Origin of the sequence: Spiroplasma endosymbiont of Dilophus febrilis (assembly GCF_964030685.1) — a bacterium.
Lineage (GTDB): Bacteria > Bacillota_I > Bacilli_A > Mycoplasmatales > Nriv7 > Nriv7.
Genome location: NZ_OZ034912.1, coordinates 214,291 through 236,260 on the forward strand (window position 1 = coordinate 214,291; position 21,970 = coordinate 236,260).

The 21,970-nt window shown below is 25.6% G+C and carries 23 protein-coding genes and 1 tRNA gene; 13 read left to right on the forward strand and 11 right to left on the reverse strand.

The annotated features are described in order from the left end of the window. Positions 1–3: 3 nt before the first annotated feature. From AAHF53_RS01000 to rpsP, 11 genes are all read right to left on the reverse strand, one after another. Entirely contained in the window at positions 4–1,617 is a 1,614-nt protein-coding gene (locus AAHF53_RS01000; protein WP_342189921.1) for a hypothetical protein, read from the reverse strand. A 187-nt stretch (positions 1,618–1,804) separates the two neighbouring features. After that, on the reverse strand, positions 1,805–3,232 hold the full coding sequence (locus tag AAHF53_RS01005; RefSeq protein ID WP_338967251.1) for an NADP-dependent glyceraldehyde-3-phosphate dehydrogenase: 1,428 nt from the start codon (positions 3,230–3,232) through the stop codon (positions 1,805–1,807). Positions 3,233–3,293: 61 nt separating this feature from the next. Beyond that, complete coding sequence (gene topA, locus AAHF53_RS01010; RefSeq protein ID WP_342189922.1) at positions 3,294–5,252, reverse strand: type I DNA topoisomerase; 1,959 nt, start codon at positions 5,250–5,252, stop codon at positions 3,294–3,296. A 396-nt stretch (positions 5,253–5,648) separates the two neighbouring features. Beyond that, positions 5,649–6,410: a DNA-processing protein DprA gene (locus AAHF53_RS01015; RefSeq protein ID WP_342189923.1), complete on the reverse strand. Its 762-nt coding sequence runs from the start codon at positions 6,408–6,410 to the stop codon at positions 5,649–5,651. A 409-nt stretch (positions 6,411–6,819) separates the two neighbouring features. Further along, complete coding sequence (locus AAHF53_RS01020; protein ID WP_342189924.1) at positions 6,820–6,969, reverse strand: hypothetical protein; 150 nt, start codon at positions 6,967–6,969, stop codon at positions 6,820–6,822. A gap of 320 nt (positions 6,970–7,289) precedes the next feature. Further along, a complete protein-coding gene (ylqF, locus tag AAHF53_RS01025; RefSeq protein WP_338967258.1) occupies positions 7,290–8,162 on the reverse strand; it encodes a ribosome biogenesis GTPase YlqF in 873 nt (290 codons plus the stop codon). A gap of 58 nt (positions 8,163–8,220) precedes the next feature. Continuing rightward, entirely contained in the window at positions 8,221–8,592 is a 372-nt protein-coding gene (gene rplS / locus AAHF53_RS01030) for a 50S ribosomal protein L19 (RefSeq protein WP_342189925.1), read from the reverse strand. A 24-nt stretch (positions 8,593–8,616) separates the two neighbouring features. Continuing rightward, positions 8,617–9,351 carry a tRNA (guanosine(37)-N1)-methyltransferase TrmD gene (gene trmD / locus AAHF53_RS01035; protein ID WP_342189926.1) on the reverse strand — a complete coding sequence of 245 codons (735 nt, stop codon included), beginning with the start codon at positions 9,349–9,351 and terminating at the stop codon, positions 8,617–8,619. 23 nt (positions 9,352–9,374) lie between these two features. Continuing rightward, positions 9,375–9,881 (reverse strand): ribosome maturation factor RimM, encoded by a 507-nt coding sequence (gene rimM, locus AAHF53_RS01040; RefSeq protein WP_342189927.1) that lies wholly within the window; start codon positions 9,879–9,881, stop codon positions 9,375–9,377. Next, a complete protein-coding gene (locus AAHF53_RS01045) occupies positions 9,881–10,132 on the reverse strand; it encodes a KH domain-containing protein (protein ID WP_342189928.1) in 252 nt (83 codons plus the stop codon). Before AAHF53_RS01045 ends, rimM begins: the two co-directional genes overlap by 1 nt. A 13-nt stretch (positions 10,133–10,145) precedes the next feature. Further along, positions 10,146–10,568, reverse strand: coding sequence for a 30S ribosomal protein S16 (gene rpsP, locus AAHF53_RS01050; protein WP_338967267.1), 423 nt, complete (start codon positions 10,566–10,568; stop codon positions 10,146–10,148). Between the two features lie 349 nt (positions 10,569–10,917). Here rpsP and AAHF53_RS01055 point away from each other — a divergent pair, with 349 nt between their 5' ends. The 13 genes from AAHF53_RS01055 to AAHF53_RS01115 all read left to right on the forward strand — a co-directional run bounded on the left by AAHF53_RS01055 (position 10,918) and on the right by AAHF53_RS01115 (position 21,960). Beyond that, positions 10,918–11,052 (forward strand): hypothetical protein, encoded by a 135-nt coding sequence (locus tag AAHF53_RS01055; protein ID WP_342189929.1) that lies wholly within the window; start codon positions 10,918–10,920, stop codon positions 11,050–11,052. 55 nt (positions 11,053–11,107) lie between these two features. Then, positions 11,108–12,496 (forward strand): Mbov_0401 family ICE element transposase-like protein, encoded by a 1,389-nt coding sequence (locus AAHF53_RS01060; RefSeq protein WP_342189930.1) that lies wholly within the window; start codon positions 11,108–11,110, stop codon positions 12,494–12,496. Positions 12,497–12,747: 251 nt separating this feature from the next. Beyond that, complete coding sequence (mgtE, locus tag AAHF53_RS01065) at positions 12,748–14,178, forward strand: magnesium transporter (RefSeq protein WP_338966775.1); 1,431 nt, start codon at positions 12,748–12,750, stop codon at positions 14,176–14,178. A gap of 16 nt (positions 14,179–14,194) precedes the next feature. Continuing rightward, positions 14,195–14,839, forward strand: a complete 645-nt coding sequence (trmB, locus tag AAHF53_RS01070; protein WP_342189931.1) for a tRNA (guanosine(46)-N7)-methyltransferase TrmB — start codon at positions 14,195–14,197, stop codon at positions 14,837–14,839. A 67-nt stretch (positions 14,840–14,906) separates the two neighbouring features. Then, positions 14,907–16,970, forward strand: coding sequence for a 2-oxo acid dehydrogenase subunit E2 (locus AAHF53_RS01075; protein WP_342189932.1), 2,064 nt, complete (start codon positions 14,907–14,909; stop codon positions 16,968–16,970). 711 nt (positions 16,971–17,681) lie between these two features. Next, positions 17,682–17,757: transfer RNA gene (locus AAHF53_RS01080), tRNA-His, on the forward strand. A 327-nt stretch (positions 17,758–18,084) separates the two neighbouring features. Continuing rightward, positions 18,085–18,390, forward strand: a complete 306-nt coding sequence (locus tag AAHF53_RS01085; RefSeq protein ID WP_342189933.1) for a hypothetical protein — start codon at positions 18,085–18,087, stop codon at positions 18,388–18,390. Between the two features lie 35 nt (positions 18,391–18,425). Then, positions 18,426–18,767 (forward strand): Mbov_0395 family pilin-like conjugal transfer protein, encoded by a 342-nt coding sequence (locus AAHF53_RS01090; protein ID WP_342189934.1) that lies wholly within the window; start codon positions 18,426–18,428, stop codon positions 18,765–18,767. 356 nt (positions 18,768–19,123) lie between these two features. Beyond that, entirely contained in the window at positions 19,124–20,257 is a 1,134-nt protein-coding gene (locus AAHF53_RS01095; RefSeq protein WP_342189935.1) for an Mbov_0396 family ICE element transmembrane protein, read from the forward strand. A 24-nt stretch (positions 20,258–20,281) separates the two neighbouring features. Continuing rightward, complete coding sequence (locus tag AAHF53_RS01100) at positions 20,282–20,866, forward strand: hypothetical protein (RefSeq protein ID WP_342189936.1); 585 nt, start codon at positions 20,282–20,284, stop codon at positions 20,864–20,866. Positions 20,867–20,932: 66 nt separating this feature from the next. Continuing rightward, the gene (locus AAHF53_RS01105) at positions 20,933–21,304 is read left to right on the forward strand and encodes a hypothetical protein (protein ID WP_342189937.1); all 372 of its coding nucleotides are present in this window, start codon (positions 20,933–20,935) and stop codon (positions 21,302–21,304) included. 175 nt (positions 21,305–21,479) lie between these two features. Further along, on the forward strand, positions 21,480–21,695 hold the full coding sequence (locus AAHF53_RS01110) for a hypothetical protein (protein ID WP_342189938.1): 216 nt from the start codon (positions 21,480–21,482) through the stop codon (positions 21,693–21,695). A 25-nt stretch (positions 21,696–21,720) separates the two neighbouring features. After that, a complete protein-coding gene (locus tag AAHF53_RS01115; protein ID WP_342189939.1) occupies positions 21,721–21,960 on the forward strand; it encodes a hypothetical protein in 240 nt (79 codons plus the stop codon). Positions 21,961–21,970: the final 10 nt, after the last annotated feature.

Below are 21,970 nucleotides of genomic sequence, written 5' to 3' on the forward strand. Positions count from 1 at the left end.
AACTTATTTTTCCTTTTTAATAATTTTTAAAGATTTATTTTTAAAAATACCTTTAACATAAAAATAAGATTTGTCAGGATACATAAAATTAAAATCTCATCTGTTATCTTTATCAATTGCTAAAAAAATCATATTATTCTCAGAATCATAAATAATATCATCATTATTTACATTAGAAGCACATTTTTCACATTCAGCACTTTGAAGAGTAAACTTTTTATTTTTTAAATTACTATCATTTGTGACAAAATCTGTATTTTTGAAATCATTTATTAAAATATCATAAATTCCTTGGATATTTTTCCCCATATTTTTTAATAATTTTTGAAAAGTCTCATCATTAACATAAACTGTAATATTATCTTTTTCTCATTTAATTTGATATTCAAAAAAGAATCCCGCAATAATTTTTGTCATTTGTTCTAAATGCTGTTTAAAAATTAATTTTGGTAGTGTCATTGTAACTGTTAAAATAGCATTATTTTCAGGTTTTTTTACTAAACCTTTTAAAGGCAAACCAGCAATAATCATTGGAACTAACGCTACTTGATCAATACTAAAAGTATGTAAAGGATTACTAGTATCTTGATATTTAATAGTTGTATCATTTTCTAACAAATCATCAAACAATATCTTTGATGTCGTACCAGTTTCGTTATAAAGTTGATTATATTTGTTTTCAGCACTATGAGTGCTTAATGGATAACGCATTCACTGATTTTCTTTTCAAAAACTATCAATACTCTCATATTCAATTTTATTATCCATATAAAAATCTTTAAATAATGCTGATTTATTAATTAAATCTTTAAATTCAGTAAACATTTTACTTCTAAAATAATTCCAAATATTTCACAGTGCAAATGATGCTTTATCAATTCTCGGATATTGTTGATTATTTTCATCAATATTAATAACTTCATAACGCGTTTTCAGCGATTCATATGTAAGTTTACTAATTTCAGTTTCTAAACTATTAATGATTTCATTTATTGCTTGAAGATCATCAGAAAGAATATAACGAGCAAAATGATTTTTTTTGGATGCATCATAATTTTTAAAGTTAATATTATAACGATAAGTTACATCTAATCTTGTAGCCCGAAATTTTAATTTTGGATCTTTTTTAGTTAAACTTGTTAAATCACTTAAATTAATTTCATTTAAAGAAAACTTTATTGTCTCCTTAATAAGTTCTAAGGGCTTATCCTCAGGATTAGGATAGTAATTGGAATATGTTACAGCGACTTTATCATTAATATTATTAAATTTTTTCTCAAAATCACTAACAATAAAATTAAGCGCCTCTGAGGCTTCTTCATTAGTAATAAGTTTACTACCATTTAATTGAGTTCCCATAACTAATAATTGTTCAATTTTCTGATTTTTTTTGGTTTCATATTCAAAGACTTTATGATTCATTAACTGATAATAAGCTGTGCTATTAATACTTTCCATTGTTTTTAAATCTTCTTCAATAATGGTCATAGCAATTTTTTTATTATTTTTTTCTTCGGCAATATTATATTCAGAATTACAACCAACAATAACTAAAAGTGGTAGGGTTAAAAACAAAAGTGGTGTAAAAACTTTTAATAATTGATAAATATTTTTCATATTTTTAAAGTATCCTTTCTGATGTTAACTGTTAATAAAATACAATATAACTATCTGTTATTAAATTATGAAATATTTTACTATCAATAAGCAAGAGTTTTATCTAATTTTTATAATTTAAAAATCCAAAAAAAAGTTAAGTAAATACTTAACTTTAAAAACAATATCATTATTAAATTTCTTGTTATTATTTGTCTGCCTTTCAATTAAAAACAATACCTTTATGTCGGGTCATTGATAATAATGCTTCGCGAATCCCTTGTACGCCCATCCCTGAATCTTTAATTCCTAAAAAAGGTAAATAATCTGGTCCGCGTTGGGGAGCATCATTAATGTTAATGGAACCAACATCTAATTGATTAGCAATTTTAACCGCCGTATCAATATCATTAGTAAAAATTGATGCTTGTAAACCATATTTAGAACTATTTGCAAGCGTAATCGCTTCACCAATTGATGTTACTCTGATAATTGGCAACACCGGTCCAAATGGTTCAATCCAAGCAATATCCATATCTTTAGTAACATTATCAATAATTGTTGGATATCACAAATTATTTTTTCTAGTATTTCCTAAAACTAACAATGCCTTTTTTTCTAACGCGTCATCAACTAATTTTTGAAGAATATCGCTGGTTTTCATATCAATAATTGGCGTAATATCAGCATTATCATTCGGACTTCCAACTGTTAATTTTTCTGTTTCAACTTTAATTAAAGATACCAATTCATCAGCAATCGTATTATCAACTAAAACTCTTTTAATAGCAGTACATCTTTGACCTGAATAACTAAATGCTCCTTTAACAATTTTTTTCGCCGTCATTGCGAGATTACAGTCTTTAAGAACAATGGCTGGATCTTTACCACCTAATTCCAAAATAATATCCACTTTATTAGTAATCTTTGTAATATGTTTTCCTGTAACATCAGAACCAGTAAAAGAAATAACATTAATTGCTGGATGGGTTACTAAACTATCACCAATAACACTGCCCTTACCAGTAACCGCATTAATGACACCAGCAGGAAAATTAGCATCAAATGCTAACTTAGCTAAAAATAATCCTGTTAAAGAACTTTGTGAAGCTGGTTTAAAAACCACTGTATTCCCCATAATTAATGCTGGAATTATTTTTGCTAACGATAAATTAACAGGATAATTAAAAGGTGAAATTGCTAAAACAACTCCTTTAGCAACTCGCGAAAAAATTGCCAACTTATTTTTCACATTAAAAGCATCACCTGTATATGATTCAGGATAAATACGATATGCTTCATTAACAGTAAAATCAATATATTCAATTGTGCGATTAATTTCAGAAATAGCTGCTTTTTTACCTTTAGCAATTTCTAAGACCATCAAATTAGCAAGCGCATCAGTATTTTCAATTATTAACTGCTTTCATTGTTCAATAAACTTAATTCTTTCATTAATTAATAATCCCTCTCATTGCTTTTGGACATCCTTAGCTGCCAAAAACGCATCATTAATATTTTCTAACGAAAGAGCAGGAACACTACCAATTACTTCTAATGTGTTTGGACTCGTAATTTCAATAACATTTGTTGAAGAAAGCAACTTACCATTAATTAATGCTTGACCTTTTTCCATTTTATCACCTCTAAATATAATTATATCGTTTTTAGTTTTAAAAACAGAAAAATTAATTATTCTATGTTGCTTTTTCTGTTTCATCTTTGGATTGTTCATAAGATTCAACAAAATCACATTCAGGATAATTGCTACAAGCAATAAATTTTTGATTACGACGATTAACTTTAATAACTTTTTCGCCTTCAATACATTGTGGACAAAATCCTAAATTAACTGGATTTAATGATGAAATATAACGACATTTTGGAAATGTTGAACAACCAATAAATTTACCATACTTTCCAAATCGATAAACTAAATCACTATCACATCTTGGACATTTAGTACCCGTCTTTTCAATTTCAACTTCCGTCATTTTTTCAAAAGCTTCTTCAACACGAGGTTCAAATTTTTCTCAAAAAGAACCAACTAGCTCTTGATAATCTTTTTCACCGTGACTAATTAAATCTAATTGCGATTCTACTTGTGAAGTATATGATTCACTAATAATATCTTGAAAAAACTCTTGCAGTTTATCACTAGTTAAAATTCCCTTTTCACTAGCTTTTAAAGCCTTATTCTCAAATAAAACATATCCTCGCTCGCGCAAAGTTCTCATAATCGGAGCATAAGTACTAGGCCGCCCTACTCCTAATTCTTCCAATGTTTTAATTAATCGTGCTTCACTATATCGTGGTTTTGGTTTAGTTCAATGTTGCAATGCCTTAATATCTTTAATATTTACCACATCGCCAATTTTTCAAGCTGGTAATTTAATACTAATATTATCTTCCTCATCACTTTGATAATATTTTAAAAATCCTAAAAATAAAATTGTTTGTCCTGTCAACCGAAATTCATAATCATTATTATCCAAAATAATAGTTTTCCCCGTAATTTTTGCTGGAGCCATTAATGATGCCATCGCCCGATTATAAATTAGTTTATAAAGTCGTAATTGATCTTTACCTAAATAATTTTTTGCCTTCTCAGGAGTCATTAAAATATCTGTTGGCCGAATTGCTTCATGCGCATCTTGAACATTGTTTTTCTTTTTAGTAATTTTTACTTGTCCTAAATAATCTTTACCTAATGATTCCGTAATGAAAGCAAAAGTATCACTAACAAATTTATCACTTAAACGAATTGAATCAGTTCTTGGATAAGTAATAAATCCTGTTAGCAATCCATCAATATCAATTCCTTCATATAATTGTTGTGCTAATAAAGATGTTTTATTAGCAGCAAAATTTAATCGTGATGACCCATCCTGTAACATTGTTGAAGTAGTATAAGGATTATTTGCTTGTCTAATTCGAGGTTTTTCTTGAATATCAATAACTTTATATTTACTACTTAAATTTTTAATAATATTTTGAGAATCTGCTTCAGTTTTAATCTCAATATTTTTATTTAAATATTTTGTTAATTTTAAAATATGTTGCTTTCAATAAGCTTCAATTGTTCAATATTGTTCGGGAATAAAAATTTGATGTTCTTTTTCTCGCAACACAAGAAGTTTTAAAGCTACTGACTGAACTCTTCCTGCTGATTTTGAACGAATTTTCTTTTGCAATAACTTACTTAACCGAAAACCAATCATCCGATCAATCATTCTTCTTGCTTCTTGTGAATGAACTAAATTCATATCTAACTCTCTTGGTACTTTAAATGCTTCAATAACAATATCTTTAGTAATTTCATTAAAACTCACCCGAACGGATTTACTTTGAATTTTTAAAACTTCATTTAAATGATATGAAATTGCTTCTCCTTCACGATCGGGATCAGTTGCCAGAAAAATTTTATCGGCATCTTTTACTAAACCTTGTAATTTCTTAACAAGTGGCTTTTTCTTAGTTTCAATTCGATAATATGGAGTAAATGTTTCTAAGTCAATCCCTAAATAATATTCACCTTTATTCGCTAAATTGGTAATATGTCCCTCGGAAGAAACAACAGTATAATCATCTCCAAGATACTTTTGTACCGCTTTAGTTTTCGTTGGCGACTCCATAATAACAACATTTTTACTCATAACACTTTACTCCTTAAAAGAATCTTTTGATTCTCAACATTTTTATAAATACGGCAATATTTTAGTACATTTTAAAGACTTTATCAAGTTTATAAAATATCAGGTCGCGTTTAGTTTTCTTAGGTATTTTTTAAAAAAGAAAAAATAGTCATTTACTATAAATTATTTCAATATGCAAATTAAGTATATATTTCTTATGTATGATTTTTGTTGTAAAAAATTATTTTAATGTTGTTTTTATAAGCATTTTACTTAGTTTTTATAACCTTTTATTAAGAATATGTTTGTTAATATTAAATATTTTGTTTTATTAATTATTTTTCAAGTAAAAAGGTAATAAATTTTTAGTTGCTTTTCTTTCAAAATTATTCAAATCTTTACCCACCTAACAAAACTTTATGCGCCCAAATAATCAATAGTTTGCACTAATTTAGCACTATTTTTAATAAGATTATTAGTAGCAAAGTTCTCATAAATTTGATTAGGAACTGCAAAAACATCTTTATTTTCATTAAAAGCACTATCTACTAATGAATGAATAATTTTTTCATCAGCAAACGGTAATACCAATAATGCTTTTGATAATCCTAATAAGATTCTTTGAACATTACTATCAATTGGACTAATATTTTCTCTTGTCATATGAAGCGGATATTCACTAATTACTAAATGATATCTTTTAAGATACAAAAGCAATTCTTGTTGGTTTGCATCATAATTATTACTATCATTAATAATAACCACACTATTTCCAGAAATACTATTTTCTTTAATTAATTGATGAACTAATATTTCAACCCCAGCATTAAATGAAGTCATTAAAATTTTTTGATGATTAACTAATTGCTGAACCATATCGTTAGCAACTTTTTTAATATAAACATTAGGATAATGTGAACCTGTAATAGCAATAATTTTTTGAGAATATTTTAATAAATCAATATTTCCTTCATAAAAAATTACAAACGGTGGTTTGTAAATTGTTTTTAAACCAGCCGGATATTGTGAACTTAAAATTGTTAAATATTGGCAAGTAATTTTATCTTCAATATTTTGTAATTCTTCCAACGCAATTTTTTCCTTTTTATCCAATGCTTCATATACTTTATCTCAATTACCATCGTATTTGATAGCAAAATATAATAATACTTTTTCCATAATTATTATGAACCTCCTGTTATTATATTTTGTTATTAAATAAGTAATTTCCTTTAACAAAATATTTATTTTTATTAACATATATAATATGATATCTCTCCTTTTTTACTATAATTTCCACACTAAATTCCAGCAATTGAATAATAAAAATATTTCTAAACAATGCAACCCCTTTTTTATTATTTATTTCTATTTTGACAAATAAAAAATAGTACTTTAAAGGACTATTTTAAATATTTATTCTATTTTAATTTTATCATTACTATAAATTAAAAATTAATATTTTTAAAATTACTTTATTATTTAATTTTGTTTTTAATTCAAATTTACAACGAATTTTTTCATATTTTTAATTAATAAATGAACATCGCTATTAAATTTTTCTTTTCATTTAGTTTCTGTTTCATCTCTAAAAATTAAAATATCAAAAATAGCTACTTCTATAATTTAAATAAAAAATACTAGCGGCACAATACTGTGTTATATATTTAATATTCTTACGGGCGCATAAAGTTTTGTTAGGTGGGTAAAGATTTGAATAATTTTGAAAGAAAAGCAACTAAAAATTTATTACCTTTTTACTTGAAAAATAATTAATAAAACAAAATATTTAATATTAACAAACATATTCTTAATAAAAGGTTATAAAAACTAAGTAAAATGCTTATAAAAACAACATTAAAATAATTTTTTACAACAAAAATCATACATAAGAAATATATACTTAATTTGCATATTGAAATAATTTATAGTAAATGACTATTTTTTCTTTTTTAAAAAATACCTAAGAAAACTAAACGCGACCATTCTTACTTACATATTTGCAAAAATCCAAAAACAAAATTATAATATCAATATTTATTTAATACGCCCCCATTATTATTTCGGTCTTTCTCAGGAAATATTTTTAATTGTTCCTTTTGTAAAAGCATAATAAAAATTTGTCATCATTTGAATAATTTGTTGTTCAGAAGAACCTAATACATTATTTGCTTTCGCCATTTGCAAAAAATAATAATCCATTTCTTTAGTTTGCATATCTTGTTTTCACTGAATAATAAGCGCATAATGTTCCTTTAAAATATGAGGATAATGCTTTGCTAAAAAATTAAACGCATAATAACTAATATCAATAAATGGTAATAATTGCTCTTTAATAGCTCCAATTAATGACAAATGCATTGCCACTAGTGGATCATCAAGTTTAGGTCATAAAATTCCCGGCGTGTCTAGTAAATGAATATTTTGCGCTAACTTGACTCATTGAATCCCTCTCGTAACTCCTGGTTGATTAGCAACATTACTTACTTTTCTTTTAACTAAATTATTAATTAACCGTGATTTGCCGACATTAGGAATCCCAATAATCATCACCTTAATTTGTCAATTTGGAATGCCACGAGATTTTTGATGATTAATTTTATCTTTCAATAATTGATTAATTAATAAAATAATTTCATTTTTGGGTTGATCAACTAATAAATTAGTTAATACTACTTTAACTAACGGGTCTTTTTTTAAAAATGCCATTCATTCTTGATTTACTTTCATATCACTTAAATCTTTTTTATTCAAAATAATAATTCGTGGTTTATTTTTAAATAATTCTTGAATAATTGGATTAATACTAGAGTTAATGGCTCGCGCATCGCGAAGTTCAATTACTAAATCAACTAATGCTAATTTTTCTTTCATCAAGCGAATAGCTTTTGCCATATGACCTGGAAATCAATTAATATTTAACTTTTCCATTAATATGTCTCCTTAATTGAAAAATAAAGGCAAATTCTACCTTTACCTTTATTAATTATTATCCCTTATTTCTCTTATTAGAACTAACTACTTCTTTAATTCTTGCAGCTTTACCAATAAGATCACGCATATAGTATAACTTCGCTCTTCTAACACGACCAATTTTTAAAACTTCAATTTTATTTATTAGCGGTGAATGTAAAGGGAAAGTTCTTTCAACACTAGTACTACCAGTAAGTTTTCTTACAGTAAAACTAGAACTAATACCTGACCCTTGACGCTTTAAAACTAAACCAGTAAAAACTTGTGTTCGTTTTTTGTTACCTTCATTAATTTCAACAGCAACACTTACTGTATCGCCAGATTTAAATTTTGGAATATCAGTACGAAGTTGTTGTTCAGTAATTTGTCGATCTAATTGCATATTCATAACAATTGCTCCTTCCGTTATTATTTATTTTTTATCTTTTTCTAATTCAGCAATTCAAATTTGCTCTTGTGGTGTTAATTGATTTAAGTCAATCAAATCTGGTCGCTTTTTATATGTATTATAAAACGCTTGTTCTTTTCTTCAAATATCAATATTTTTATGATGACCTGATAATAAGACATCAGGAACTTGCTGATTATTAAAAACTAATGGTTTAGTAAATACAGGATAATCTAAATACTTATTAGTAAATGAATCATTTTGATGTGATGCTTCTTGAATAACACCTGGTAATAAGCGAATAACAGCATCACTTATAACCATACTGGCAATTTCACCAGCACTAAGAACATAATCACCAATAGATATTTCCATATCAACAAAATCTCTAATTCTTTCATCAAAACCTTCGTAATGACCACAAACTAAAATTAATGAATTATTACTACTAGCCATTGCACTAGCAATATCCTGTTTAAATGTTTTTCCTTGTGGCGATAATAAAATCACTTGACTATTAGGGATTTGCTCGCGAGCATAATTTATCGCTGCAACTACAATCGGTGCCATTAATACCATCCCATTACCACCACCATATTGATAATCATCAACTTGTTGATGATTATCAATAGCAAAATCACGAAGATTAATGATATTAAACTTTACTTTTTCTTTCTTAACAGCATTCTTAATAATTGATGTATTAATAAAACTAACAAAGAGTTCGGGAAATAAAGTGATAATTTGAATTGTTGTCATTAATTTCTTGCCTCCTTTATAATTTATCAATTATTAATTAACTTAACATAAACAGTATTTTGTTCTCAAAGAATATTCATAATAAACTGTGAAACATCGGCCAACATTTTTTGTTCACCAATAACTGTTTGAATAACAAAAACACCGTGCGCTTTAGTAATAAAGTAATCAATCACTTCACCAATAAGTGAATTATCATCAACATTGATAACTTGTAATCCAATATAGTTTTCAACTTCATCATCATTTACTAAATGAGGATTATTACTAAGTTGAAATAAATCTTGAGTCTTTAAAAATAAAATGTCATTAATATAATCATAATTTTTAAATTTAACTAAAAGATCACCTTTATGACTTCTAGAACTAACAACCGTTAATATTTCATAAGTATAATTATTAGAATCATAAAAATATATATCATGATTAGCATCAAAGAATCGCTCATATTTAGGCATTAAACATCTAATCTTTACTTCGCCCTTTAAAGCATGAGTATTAATAACCTTACCAATTTTAACAAACTTCATTATTCGTTAAAAGCCTCTAAAGATACTTTAATTCTTTTTTGCTCTCTTGATGCCTTAACATTAACTAAACGACGAATCGAATCAATAATTAATCCTTTTTTACCGATTAATCTTGCCAAATCACTATCACTAGTCATAATAAGAATTTCTAATTCATTGTCATTTTCATTTAACATTCTAATTTGAATATTATTAATATCTTTAACAATTGGACTAATTAATATTTTAACAGTATTAATGTAATTCATCATTAGCTAACTCCATTTATTCTCTCGAATTTTTTTCATCAATAACCTTTGCTTCTTTTGAAACTTTAACTGTTGATTTAGAATTACTACTTTTATCATCATTTACTTTGTTTTTAACTTCCTTAGCTAAAACTTCTTTTTTAATCACTTTTTTCTCTGCTGTTGATTTCTTTGCTTTATTTTTTTGTCGTAATTCATGAAATGCCTGCATAATTTTTTCTTTTGCAAATAAACTACGAACTGTTTCAGTTGGTTGAGCACCAACGGTTAATCACTTTAAAGCTAATTCTTTATTAATTTTTAACGAATCATTTAAAGAATCATATGTTCCAATTAATTCAATATATTCACCGTCTCTTTTAATACGAGAATCAATAGCAACAATACGATAAAAAGGTTGTTTAGTTTTTCCCATCCTTTTCAGTCTTAATTTAACCATAAAATATAAGTACTCCTCTCACTATTATTGGTTTAGTTATCTTTTTAAACCATAATTAATAATATCGTTAATCGATATATATGTCAAGTAAGTTTACTTAACAGGTCGCGTTTAGTTTTCTTAGGTATTTTTTAAAAAAGAAAAAATAGTCATTTACTATAAATTATTTCAATATGCAAATTAAGTATATATTTCTTATGTATGATTTTTGTTGTAAAAAATTATTTTAATGTTGTTTTTATAAGCATTTTACTTAGTTTTTATAACCTTTTATTAAGAATATGTTTGTTAATATTAAATATTTTGTTTTATTAATTATTTTTCAAGTAAAAAGGTAATAAATTTTTAGTTGCTTTTCTTTCAAAATTATTCAAATCTTTACCCACCTAACAAAACTTTATGCGCCCATATACGTCAAACAAAAAATTCTACTTTTATTATAGACTTCTTACAACACTATGATAGTAACTGAAAATTGTATTAGCTGAAGCAATTAAATTAAACTTTATTAAAATTACTATCAAGAAAGGTAATTTATTATGTTAAAAATTAATAATAATTTAAAAACCCCAGAAAATAAACATTGATTCAGTTTATTTGCAACCCACAAAAATATGTACACCAACAAATGCGAACAATTAGCTAACGAATATGAAAAATTAGATGAATACTTATATAAATATCATTTTCGATTTAAACAAGGTTATAAAGTAGTTCATTTTGCATCAAGAACAATTATTACAATTTTTGGTGATATTACTTTTAAACGACGCCGATATAAATATTGAAATCAAAAATCAGGTAAATTTGAATATGTATGTTTGTTAGATAAAGAAATTGGTTTATTACCTAAACAACGCATTTATTTTGATGTCCAATTTAAAGTTTTAAGTCTTTTGGGTGATGGTAAACGGTATCGCGATGTTTTAGATGCTCTAAATCATTGTTATATTTCAAAAGCTAGTATTTCAAATATTTTAAATAAATACGATATTGCCGAATATTTTCAATTAGCAGAAAAAGAAACTAAAACTAGAATTGATGTCAAAAATCAGGATTTATACATACAACTAGATGAGACATTTTTAGCGACATTAGATCATAAAGTTAAACAAGACCAAAGAATTCGTTTAGTTACTTTTCATACCGGACATAAAGAAAAAAATTACAAAAATGCTCGTAGAGCGTTAGAAAATAAACGGGGTCATTTTCTAATGTTAAAAGTTGGTAAAAGAATAAATACGATGGATTATCGTGATTTATTAATTAGAGAATTACAAAAATATTATGTGAATATTAATTATGACAGAATAATTGTTTGTGGTGATGGGGATACTTGAATTAGAGAAATTGCCAATAGTTTTGGTAATGTTAGATATATTTTAGATGGTTATCACGCTATTAAAAAATTAAAACAAACTGCGTTTAATATTATTTTTAAAAATCGCAAAGTAACACTAAATAGTTGAATTGAATTATATAAAAATGGAAATCATCAAGAATTGATAAAAAACATTCGTAATGTTGCTAAAAATGAATTAAATAAAGATATTAAAACAAATTTAAGGAGAAATAGTAATTATTTTAAAAACAATAAGCATGGTATTCATAACCAAAATTTAGAATGAAATATCGGTTGTAGCATTGAAAGTGATGTATCGCATTTAGTAAAACAACAATTAGGATATGGGGCAAAAATATATAATCATAAGAATTTAAATAACTTATTACATTTAAGAATGGCAAATTTAAACAAATTAAATGTATTACATTTCATTAATGAAAATATTAATTTAGAAATAGAAATCAGAAAAGAAATATATAAAAATTCATTATGAAATAAATATAATAATAAAAATGATGATAGTTGAATTAATAAGGGCAGTATTGTATATACGAATAAATATAGAAAACATAAATTTAGATAATTAGTGAAAATTTAATAAAATTAATAATTTTTCATTGTGTAAAAATTCAATAATATGATAAAATGATAATGAATAAAAATGACAATAACAAGAAAGGTAGGGTTAGTTTAGTAATTAAATAGTATAATTAGCTGATTGTTTTACTTCTTCAAAGCAATACCTAAGAAAACTAAACGCGACCTTATTGTTAAACAAGATATAATTAATATTACATAAATAGTAAAATAACATTGTTGTGAGGTAAAATGCTAGTGTCTATTAATAATAAGTCGTTATTGCAAATAAATATTAGCAATTTGCAAAAATTAGTTAATATTAATGATAAGAAAAGCTTAGAAAAAATTTTAAAAAATTTGCATAGTGCTGATTTAGCTGATGTAATTAATAAAATGGAAAATCTTAGTGAAGTTTTATATTTAGTACGGTTGTTAGATTCAAAAATAGCTAGTGAAGTTTTTATTAATCTTGATACGGAAATAAAAATAATGTTATTAAATGAGTTAAATAATACGGAAATAACGCAAATTGTTAATCAATTATATGCTGATGATATTGTTGAATTATTGGAACAAATACCTGAAGAAGTTGTGAAAAAGCTTATTATCAATGCATCGCGTGATAAAAGAAAAGAAATTAATATTTTATTAAATTATGAAGAAAATAGTGCTGGTTCAATTATGTCAGTTGATTTTGTGCAGTTGCTTCAACATGAGAAAGTTGGTCAAGCATTGGAAAAAGTGAAACAACTGGGTGAAAGAGCAGAAAATAGTGATAAGTATTATGTTACTGATAGTAAGAATAAGTTATTAGGAGTTATTAGTTTAAGAAATTTAGTTTTTGCTAATAGCAAAGAAGAAGTTAATAGTGTAATGGAAACTAATGTTGTTAGTGTTGATGCTCATAGTGATCAAGAATTAGTTGCTAATATTGTTCAAAAATATGATTTAAATGAAGTTGCTGTTGTTAATAAGCAAAATGTGTTAATTGGAATTATTACTGTTGATGATATTTTAGATGTTATGGAAGAAGAAGCAACAGAAGATATTGAAAAGTTAGCTGCGATTAAACCAACTGAGATGTTATATTTAAAAACTCCAGTTTGAAGAATTGTTCGTTCGCGAATATTTTGATTGTTATTTTTATTAGTATCAGCTACTTTTTCGGAATTAGTTATTGATGCTTTTTTACCTTTATTTGGTGCTAATAAAAATAGTAGTGATTTATCTAATAAGTTTTTAACTTTATTAGTACCGTTATTGCCAATTATTGCTGATACGGGAGGAAATTCTGGAAGTCAAGCATCAACGACTATTGTGCGTGCATTATCATTAGGTGATGTTACAGTTAAAGATTATGGGCAAGTTGTTTGGAAAGAATTAAGAATATCTTTTTTTGTTGGTTTAATTTTAATTTGCTTTAACTTTATTAGAATGATTATTATTAATCTTATTAAATATGATGGTGTTTTACATTGAGATCAGTGAGCTTCAATGATTACAATTTCATTATCTTTATGAATCGTTATTATTATTTCTAAAGTAGCGGGAGGAATTTTACCAATTGTTGCAAAATTATTAAGAATGGATCCAGCTGTTATGGCTGCTCCTTTGGTAACAACAATTATTGACTGTGTATCAACAACAATCTTTTTTTCTATCGCTTTACTATTTTTTGTTACTTAATAGATAGGAGAATAATATGAGATTACGAAATAATCCGCAAGCAAAAATATTTTTAAAAAATAATTATCAAATTGTTATTCAAGAGCCCCAAACTTATCAAGGTAATTGAGCATCAAAAATTTTTAATAATACTCAACCTTGTCATTTAGAAATTGGATGTGGTAAAGGAGACTTTATTATTGCTATGGCACATAAATATCCAATGATAAATTTTATTGCCATTGAAAAATCGGAAGTAGTATTAATGGTAGCAGTAAAGAAAGTGGTAGCATTAGAAAAAATTCCTAATAACTTAAAATTTGTTCAAATTGATGCTAATAATATTTTAAATATATTTGCTATTAATGAAATTACCGAAATATATCTTAATTTTTCTGATCCATGACCAAAGAAAAAACATTATAAAAGAAGGTTAACGCATCCTAAATTTTTATTAGCATATAAAAATATCCTTGTTGATGCTGGTAAAATTTTAATTCGTACTGATAATGCGATATTATTTGACTTTACTATTAATAGTTTGAGGAGTGATTCTCATTGAAAATTATTAGTTCAAGAGCAAGATAGTTTATCTAGTATGTTTTTAACAGAGTATGAGAAGAAATTTATTAAACAAAATAAAGTAATATATTATTTAAAAGTAGTAAAAAATTCGTTTTAATAAAATTATTTGATATAATAAATAATAATAAATGTTAAAATAAGATAAAAGTTAAGAGGTGGCTTTAATGATTAAAATTAAGTTAAATGATTTACCAAGTAAATATGGTACTATTAAGCAAATTTTAGTTGAACAAGGGAGTCATGTTAAAGCCTTTCAAAATATTTTGCTTGTTAACTGTGAGGGTCAAGAGATTCCCGTTAGTACTTTATTTGATGGTGATATTGAAAAATTATTTGTTGCTGAGGGTGATAGTGTTAAACGCGGTGATGTTGTTGTTAAAATGAAGATTATGTTGAAAGAAATTGTCTCTGAAAAATCAGTAAAACCAATAAAATCGTCATCAAAAAAGCTGTTTTCTAATTGAGAAGAACTAGAAGAACTAGAAGAACGAGAGCAAGAATTAAAATTTAATTTATCAGAAAATCAATCACATTTAGAAAATGGTTTTACAGCAGAATTTGAAAAAAAAGTTATTAATGAAAAATTATCGCCAACGCCAACGCCAAAACCTAAATCGTTAAATCAAGTAATTGAAAAAAAACAAAGTATTATTAATTCTAATAGTGTTATTAGTGATATGCAAGAAAAAAATGAATCTGGTATTTCTAAATTTCGTCAAAGAATTTTAAATAAATTAAGTGATATTCAAGAAAAAACTCCATTGCCTGAAAATAATTTAAGTTCAAAAACAACTTCAGAAGAGTTAATAAAGAAAAATGAAAAACCGTTATCATTTCGGGAAATAATTATGAAGCGAATGAATAATTTGCAAGAACAAGTTGCTACAGTTAAAGAAAGTAAAACGCAATCAAGTGATGCAAATGCTTCTTTTGTTGATAATGCTCGAAATACTATTTATAAAAAAATTGATTTAATTCAAAAAGGTAAAATTAATAACGATAGTAATATTGAAGAAATTAATAAAATAATTTCTGAAGAAGTAGATGATAAACTAGAAACTAATGAAATTAAAGAAACTATTAAAAGTCAATATCAACCATTAGGGTATCAAGAAAAGAATACTGAGCAAGACAAAGTTGCTGTTTCTCAGTCAGAAGTAAATTTAAAAGAATTAATTGATGAAGTAACTGATGAAAATATAAATACTCAACAAAGTAATCAACAAAGTAATCAAGGAATAAATAATATGTTGGAAAATTCAGGTCATCAATATTTACCTAGTTATTTTCAGCAACCAGTATTTATTCCACCAAAATATGTTCCAATTGTTAATCCACAATTAATGGTTTTTTATCATACTGATATGCAACAATCTTTTAATTCATTATCTCAAGAACAGTTAGAAAAGATTGCTAAACAAAATTTAATTACCCCATTAGAAAATAATTTAAGGAATGAAAATTTAACTAATGATAATGGTGTTAATATTGAAATTAATCATTCTGCTGAACAAAAGAGTGGTCATTTAGAAACTAGAAAAATGCTTTCAAAAGCAAGAAATAGTGCTGTGGAAGCGTTGATATTAAGTAATAAATATGTTCCACATTTAACATTAAATTGTGAAGTTGATATGAATAATGTTATTGCTCTTTGTGAAAGGATGTCTTTGCATAGTAATAATAGTAAGACACGGTTGAATTCAATGGTATTTATAATTAAAGCAATATCTTTAAGTTTAGAAGAATATCCAAAACTTAATGCTAGCTATGATGCTGATACTAATGAATTAGTTATTAAGAGATATCATAATATTGCTATTGCTCGACAATATGCTGATGGTTTACAAACTCCAGTTATTAGATTAGTTGATAAGTTATCAATAGCACAGTTAGCAACTGATATGGAGCAATCTGATCAAAGGATTCGGGCAAGGAAAACAAATGACCTTGAACTTGTTGGTAGTAGTAGTACCATTACTATTACTAATTTTGGAATGGTTGGTGCAAATTCAGGTATTTCACCAATTTTTTATCCTAATGTTGCGGTTATGGGGATTGGTAAGATTTTAAGAAAACCTGTTGTTTATGGTCAAAGTGTGACTATTAGGCATATGATGAATATAACATTAACAGTTGATCAACGAGCTATTGATATTTATGATGCGGGACAATTTTTAGAAACTTTAAAAAATAATTTAGAAAAACCATATATTTTATCACTAAGTTAATCTTAGCGATTTTTTTTACGGGCGCATAAAGTTTTGTTAGGTGGGTAAAGATTTGAATAATTTTGAAAGAAAAGCAACTAAAAATTTATTACCTTTTTACTTGAAAAATAATTAATAAAACAAAATATTTAATATTAACAAACATATTCTTAATAAAAGGTTATAAAAACTAAGTAAAATGCTTATAAAAACAACATTAAAATAATTTTTTACAACAAAAATCATACATAAGAAATATATACTTAATTTGCATATTGAAATAATTTATAGTAAATGACTATTTTTTCTTTTTTAAAAAATACCTAAGAAAACTAAACGCGACCTTTTTTTACGGGCGCATAAAGTTTTGTTAGGTGGGTAAAGATTTGAATAATTTTGAAAGAAAAGCAACTAAAAATTTATTACCTTTTTACTTGAAAAATAATTAATAAAACAAAATATTTAATATTAACAAACATATTCTTAATAAAAGGTTATAAAAACTAAGTAAAATGCTTATAAAAACAACATTAAAATAATTTTTTACAACAAAAATCATACATAAGAAATATATACTTAATTTGCATATTGAAATAATTTATAGTAAATGACTATTTTTTCTTTTTTAAAAAATACCTAAGAAAACTAAACGCGACCTTTTTTTACGAATAAGTTTACATTCTTTTAAAATAGTTATATAATTTTATCGGTTAATAAAAACCATTATATATGGCGACTGTGGCGTAATGGTTATCGCATTGGTTTGTGGAACCAACATTCGTGGGTTCAATTCCCATCAGTCGCCCCATTTTTATTTAAATTAAAATATTCTCATAAATGTACTTTCCTTTATAGGTCGTATAAAGTTTTCAGGGGTCTAGATATAATCTAGATCTCTTTTTTCTTTAACTAAAAATATGTTTCTAAAAGTATCTTTCATTAGAAATTCTTAATGAAATTTAATTAAATAGCAGTCTTGTTATTAGAAAGGAGCATAGCTAGTAGAGGAGGATGTATAAAGTAAATTTATAAAATAATGCATTAAATAACAGTTAGTTTTAAGACTATTTTTAGAAATATAATATTTTAAGAATAGGCTTGCAATAAATTTTTTCTTATGAAAGAGGAATAAAATATGAGTTTAAAAGAGAGAATTAAAATAATATTAAATACTAAACAAAATAAACTAATTCAAATTCCTCGTGTTGGTCAAACTTGCCAATATAGTGTTTTGGTTGAAGAGACTGACCCTACACGAAGAAAAATGAATTGAAAATCACAATTCAATATGAAAACTTGTAATAAGAAAATTCACATTAATAACATTAATTTTAAAGATCAACAAATATTTTTAAAAGGTGGTTGTGTTCATAATCATTTAGTTATTAGAAAAATTTGGAAAGAATATAAATATTGGAATGTGATTAATATTAAAAATTAAGAAATAAAAAATTTGAAAGAAAAAGAGGAGCAAGTATGGGTGATAAAGTTAGTGAATTTATCACTAAACAATCGCAACAAGTTTTTAATATTTTATATACATTGTTAGGTATTACAGCAATAATCGCTGCTATAATTTGTGGTATTATGATTGCTTGGGCTAAGGATAAACCAGAGAAACGGCGTACTTGATTAAAAGGTCTATTATGAGTGTTTATTGGTGTAGTTGTGGCATATGCTTCTGTTGGTTTAATTAATGTAATTATTGAATTTAGTAAAAATAATGAGGATTTTAAACCAAAAACTCAAGTTGTGGATTTAGTACTCACTAGATGGAAATATATTCTTTGAAATAGTCACTTAATATATTATGGATAGTATTTCTGTTTTAACATTAATTCTATCAATTAACTGTTATATGATAATGTTTTCGCTGTATAAATTAATAAAAAATAAAAATCATAATAAGAAAAATAAAAAACTATATTATCAAAATCACTGATTTTGAATTTGTATTACTTCGTTTCTTTCTTTTACTGTTTCCTTAATGTGAATGGTTGTTATCATTATTAATCTTAAAAAGTAGTTTTAAGATTGAATATAAATAATTATCAATTTGAAAGGAGAGAAAAATAATTAATATATCAGAATTACTAAAACCAATTACTGATGCCTTTAAAGAAGTAACTAAGTTTCTTCTGGAAAATATCGGTGAATCAATAAATAAAGCTTTAATGTATCTTATTTATATTGTCTTTGTTCAATGACCTAAAGTTATTATGGGAGCTTTAGAAAAATTAGTAATGAGTTTTGTCGATCAAAGTTTATTGGATCATGTTTTTTCTGTTGGTGTAGCAAAAGAAACTGCTAGTTTTAAAATGGCACCGCTATTATTATTTTTTGCTATTGTTGCTGGTGTTGTTATTATTGTTTCATTAATTAGTAACTTTATTACTGCTCAATTATCTGTTGAACCAATTACAATGAAACAAAAAGTAGTTGATAGTATTAAAAATTCAGCAAAAGCAGCAGCGGTAATTGTAGCGATTCCGATTTTATTTTTTATCTTTAAATTTATTGTTAATATGTTTCAAGAAATATTAAATTTTGGTTTTAAAAATATTCAAGAGGATAGTTTATATCAAAACACAATGATAAATATAATTCATGATATGGGATGAATCAAAAATAAGATAACTGGTGAACCAGGGATTTTGGATGTTGGTGGTAATTATAATGTTATTTTGCCAATTGTTGGTTTTGTTGGTTTTGCTGTTTGTATGGGAAAATTAGGCTTATTATTAATTACTCGTGTTTTTAGACTAGTTTTTCTTTATATGTTAGCACCATTTGCTGCTTCTAAAATGACAACTGATGGTGGTAGAACTTTTCATCTTTGAAAAGAAGAAGTAATTAATAATTTTATTCTTGTTTTAGGAATGTTTTTAGCAATAACAATTACAAGGTCAGGAATATTTCTTTTAATTGATTTTGTTGATGGTGGCAAGATGAAGTTTGGTGATGAAGAGGGTATTTATATTGCTAAGGCGGTAATTAAATTAATTATTATTATTGCGGGATTATCATTTATGTTATCATCACAAAAGTTAATTAATATTATTACTAAGGGAACAAAATCAAGTGATATTGGTAGTGTCATAAAAAATTTCCGTAATAAAGTAAAAGTTTTACGAAACGATGTTGTTGTTGATACGATGTTTAAAAAAGCTATGTTTGTTGTCAAAGCTAGTAATCCTGCTAATCATCCGAAAATGGCCATTGATATTGCTATGAAGTTAGAAAAAAAACGGAAACTAGAAAAAAATAAGAAATTACAAATAAATAAAAATATTAAAAAAAATGAATAAAAAATTATAAGGAGGAAAAATAGGATGCTATCTCAGGAATTTTTAGGAAGCAAAGTAAAGCTAATAAAGAAACCGGCGTTTGTTAAAGTTATTGTTGCTAAACAATCAGGAAATTTACAAACTAGTTACGGATCTGATTTACAATATCAAGTAAATGATTTAATTATTAGTGATGTAACAGGAGAAATATGACCAGTTTCTCGTACTGTTTATGACAAGACATATATTGATGGTAGCAACTTTGATATTATTGGTTGCAAATTCATCCATAATTTAGCAAATGAAATTGAAGAGTTAAAAATTGATCAATTAATTGCAAAACAACTATTTTTAGCAATGAAAGATAATTGTAAAATGGAGTATCCTAATGGTTGCTTAATTGGTATAAAAAAGTTTATTATTAGTGATGCTATTGTTGCTAGTGAAGATGGGACTGTTATTACCAAAGAGGGCGAAGTAATATTTAAAAAAGGTGATTTTATTGTAACTGGTATTGAGGGTGAGCAATGACCAGTTAAAAGAGAAAAAATTGAACGGGAATACATTTATGATAATGATAGTTATCAAGCTATTGAAAAATTAATTAATAGTTATTTAAGAATGCCGTAAACTAACAATTTAACGAAAAAATTAACAAATTAAAATTTAATAATTAAGAGAAAATGAGGATATATGATGACTAATGAGCAACAGAGAATTGTTGAAGAAGATAAAATTAGATTAGAAGAAGATACAATCCGATTAGAAGAAGATACAATCCGATTAGAAGAAGATAAACGAAGATTACAAGAATATGAACGAAAAATTCAAGAAGATGAGTTACGAAGTAAAGAATATCAATGATGACAAGAAGTTTCTAATCGTTGAGTTAGAGAGGATCAACGCCGAAATCAAGAAATTGCAAGAATTCAAGAAGAAAATATTAGAAGAGAAATTGAAAATAAACGCCGTTGAGAAGAAGACCAATGAAGAAAGTCTGCTTTTGAAGCGATAAAAGCATCACCGATTGATGAAACTGATAATTCTGAATCAATTTATGAAAATTAGGTTAGTGATGATAGTTCTGGATTTAGTAGTGAGTATGAAGATTATGATGTCAATATTGAATTGTAAACTAAAAAAATTGAAATTAGTTATTAAATAATAAGCAAATATTCCAAAATTAATTTAATATTTAGTCAGTTTTGCTTATTTTTTAGAAAATAGAAAAAGGAGATATAAAATGTCAAAAACTATTTTTATTGTTATTGGAATATTCATTTTATTATCAATATTTGGTACTTTTTTTGTTAATTGATTGTGAATAAAATTACGAAAATTAAAAAGTACTAACAATGAAAATTATTTGAAATTAAAAAAATGCTGATTTGCATTAGTAGTATTACAAATTTCATTTATAGTAACGCTAGCAATAGTAACAATTTTAAAAACGCAGTAATAAAGTTAGAAAAGGAGGTAATGATATGACAACAAGTTTATTTATAATATTTGCTACATATAGTAGTACCTTAATAGTGGTATTTACATTTTTAATGTTTGCATATGGTGCGAAAACAGGAAAAATAAAAAAATTATTAATAACTGATGACAGTTTAATTGGAAAATATGAACGATATAAAATAGTATTTGTGTCTAGTTTAATATTAGTAGTAGTTTTTAGTTCCATATTAGCACCATTAATTGTTTTAAATCTTCGTAATTAAGATTAATAGT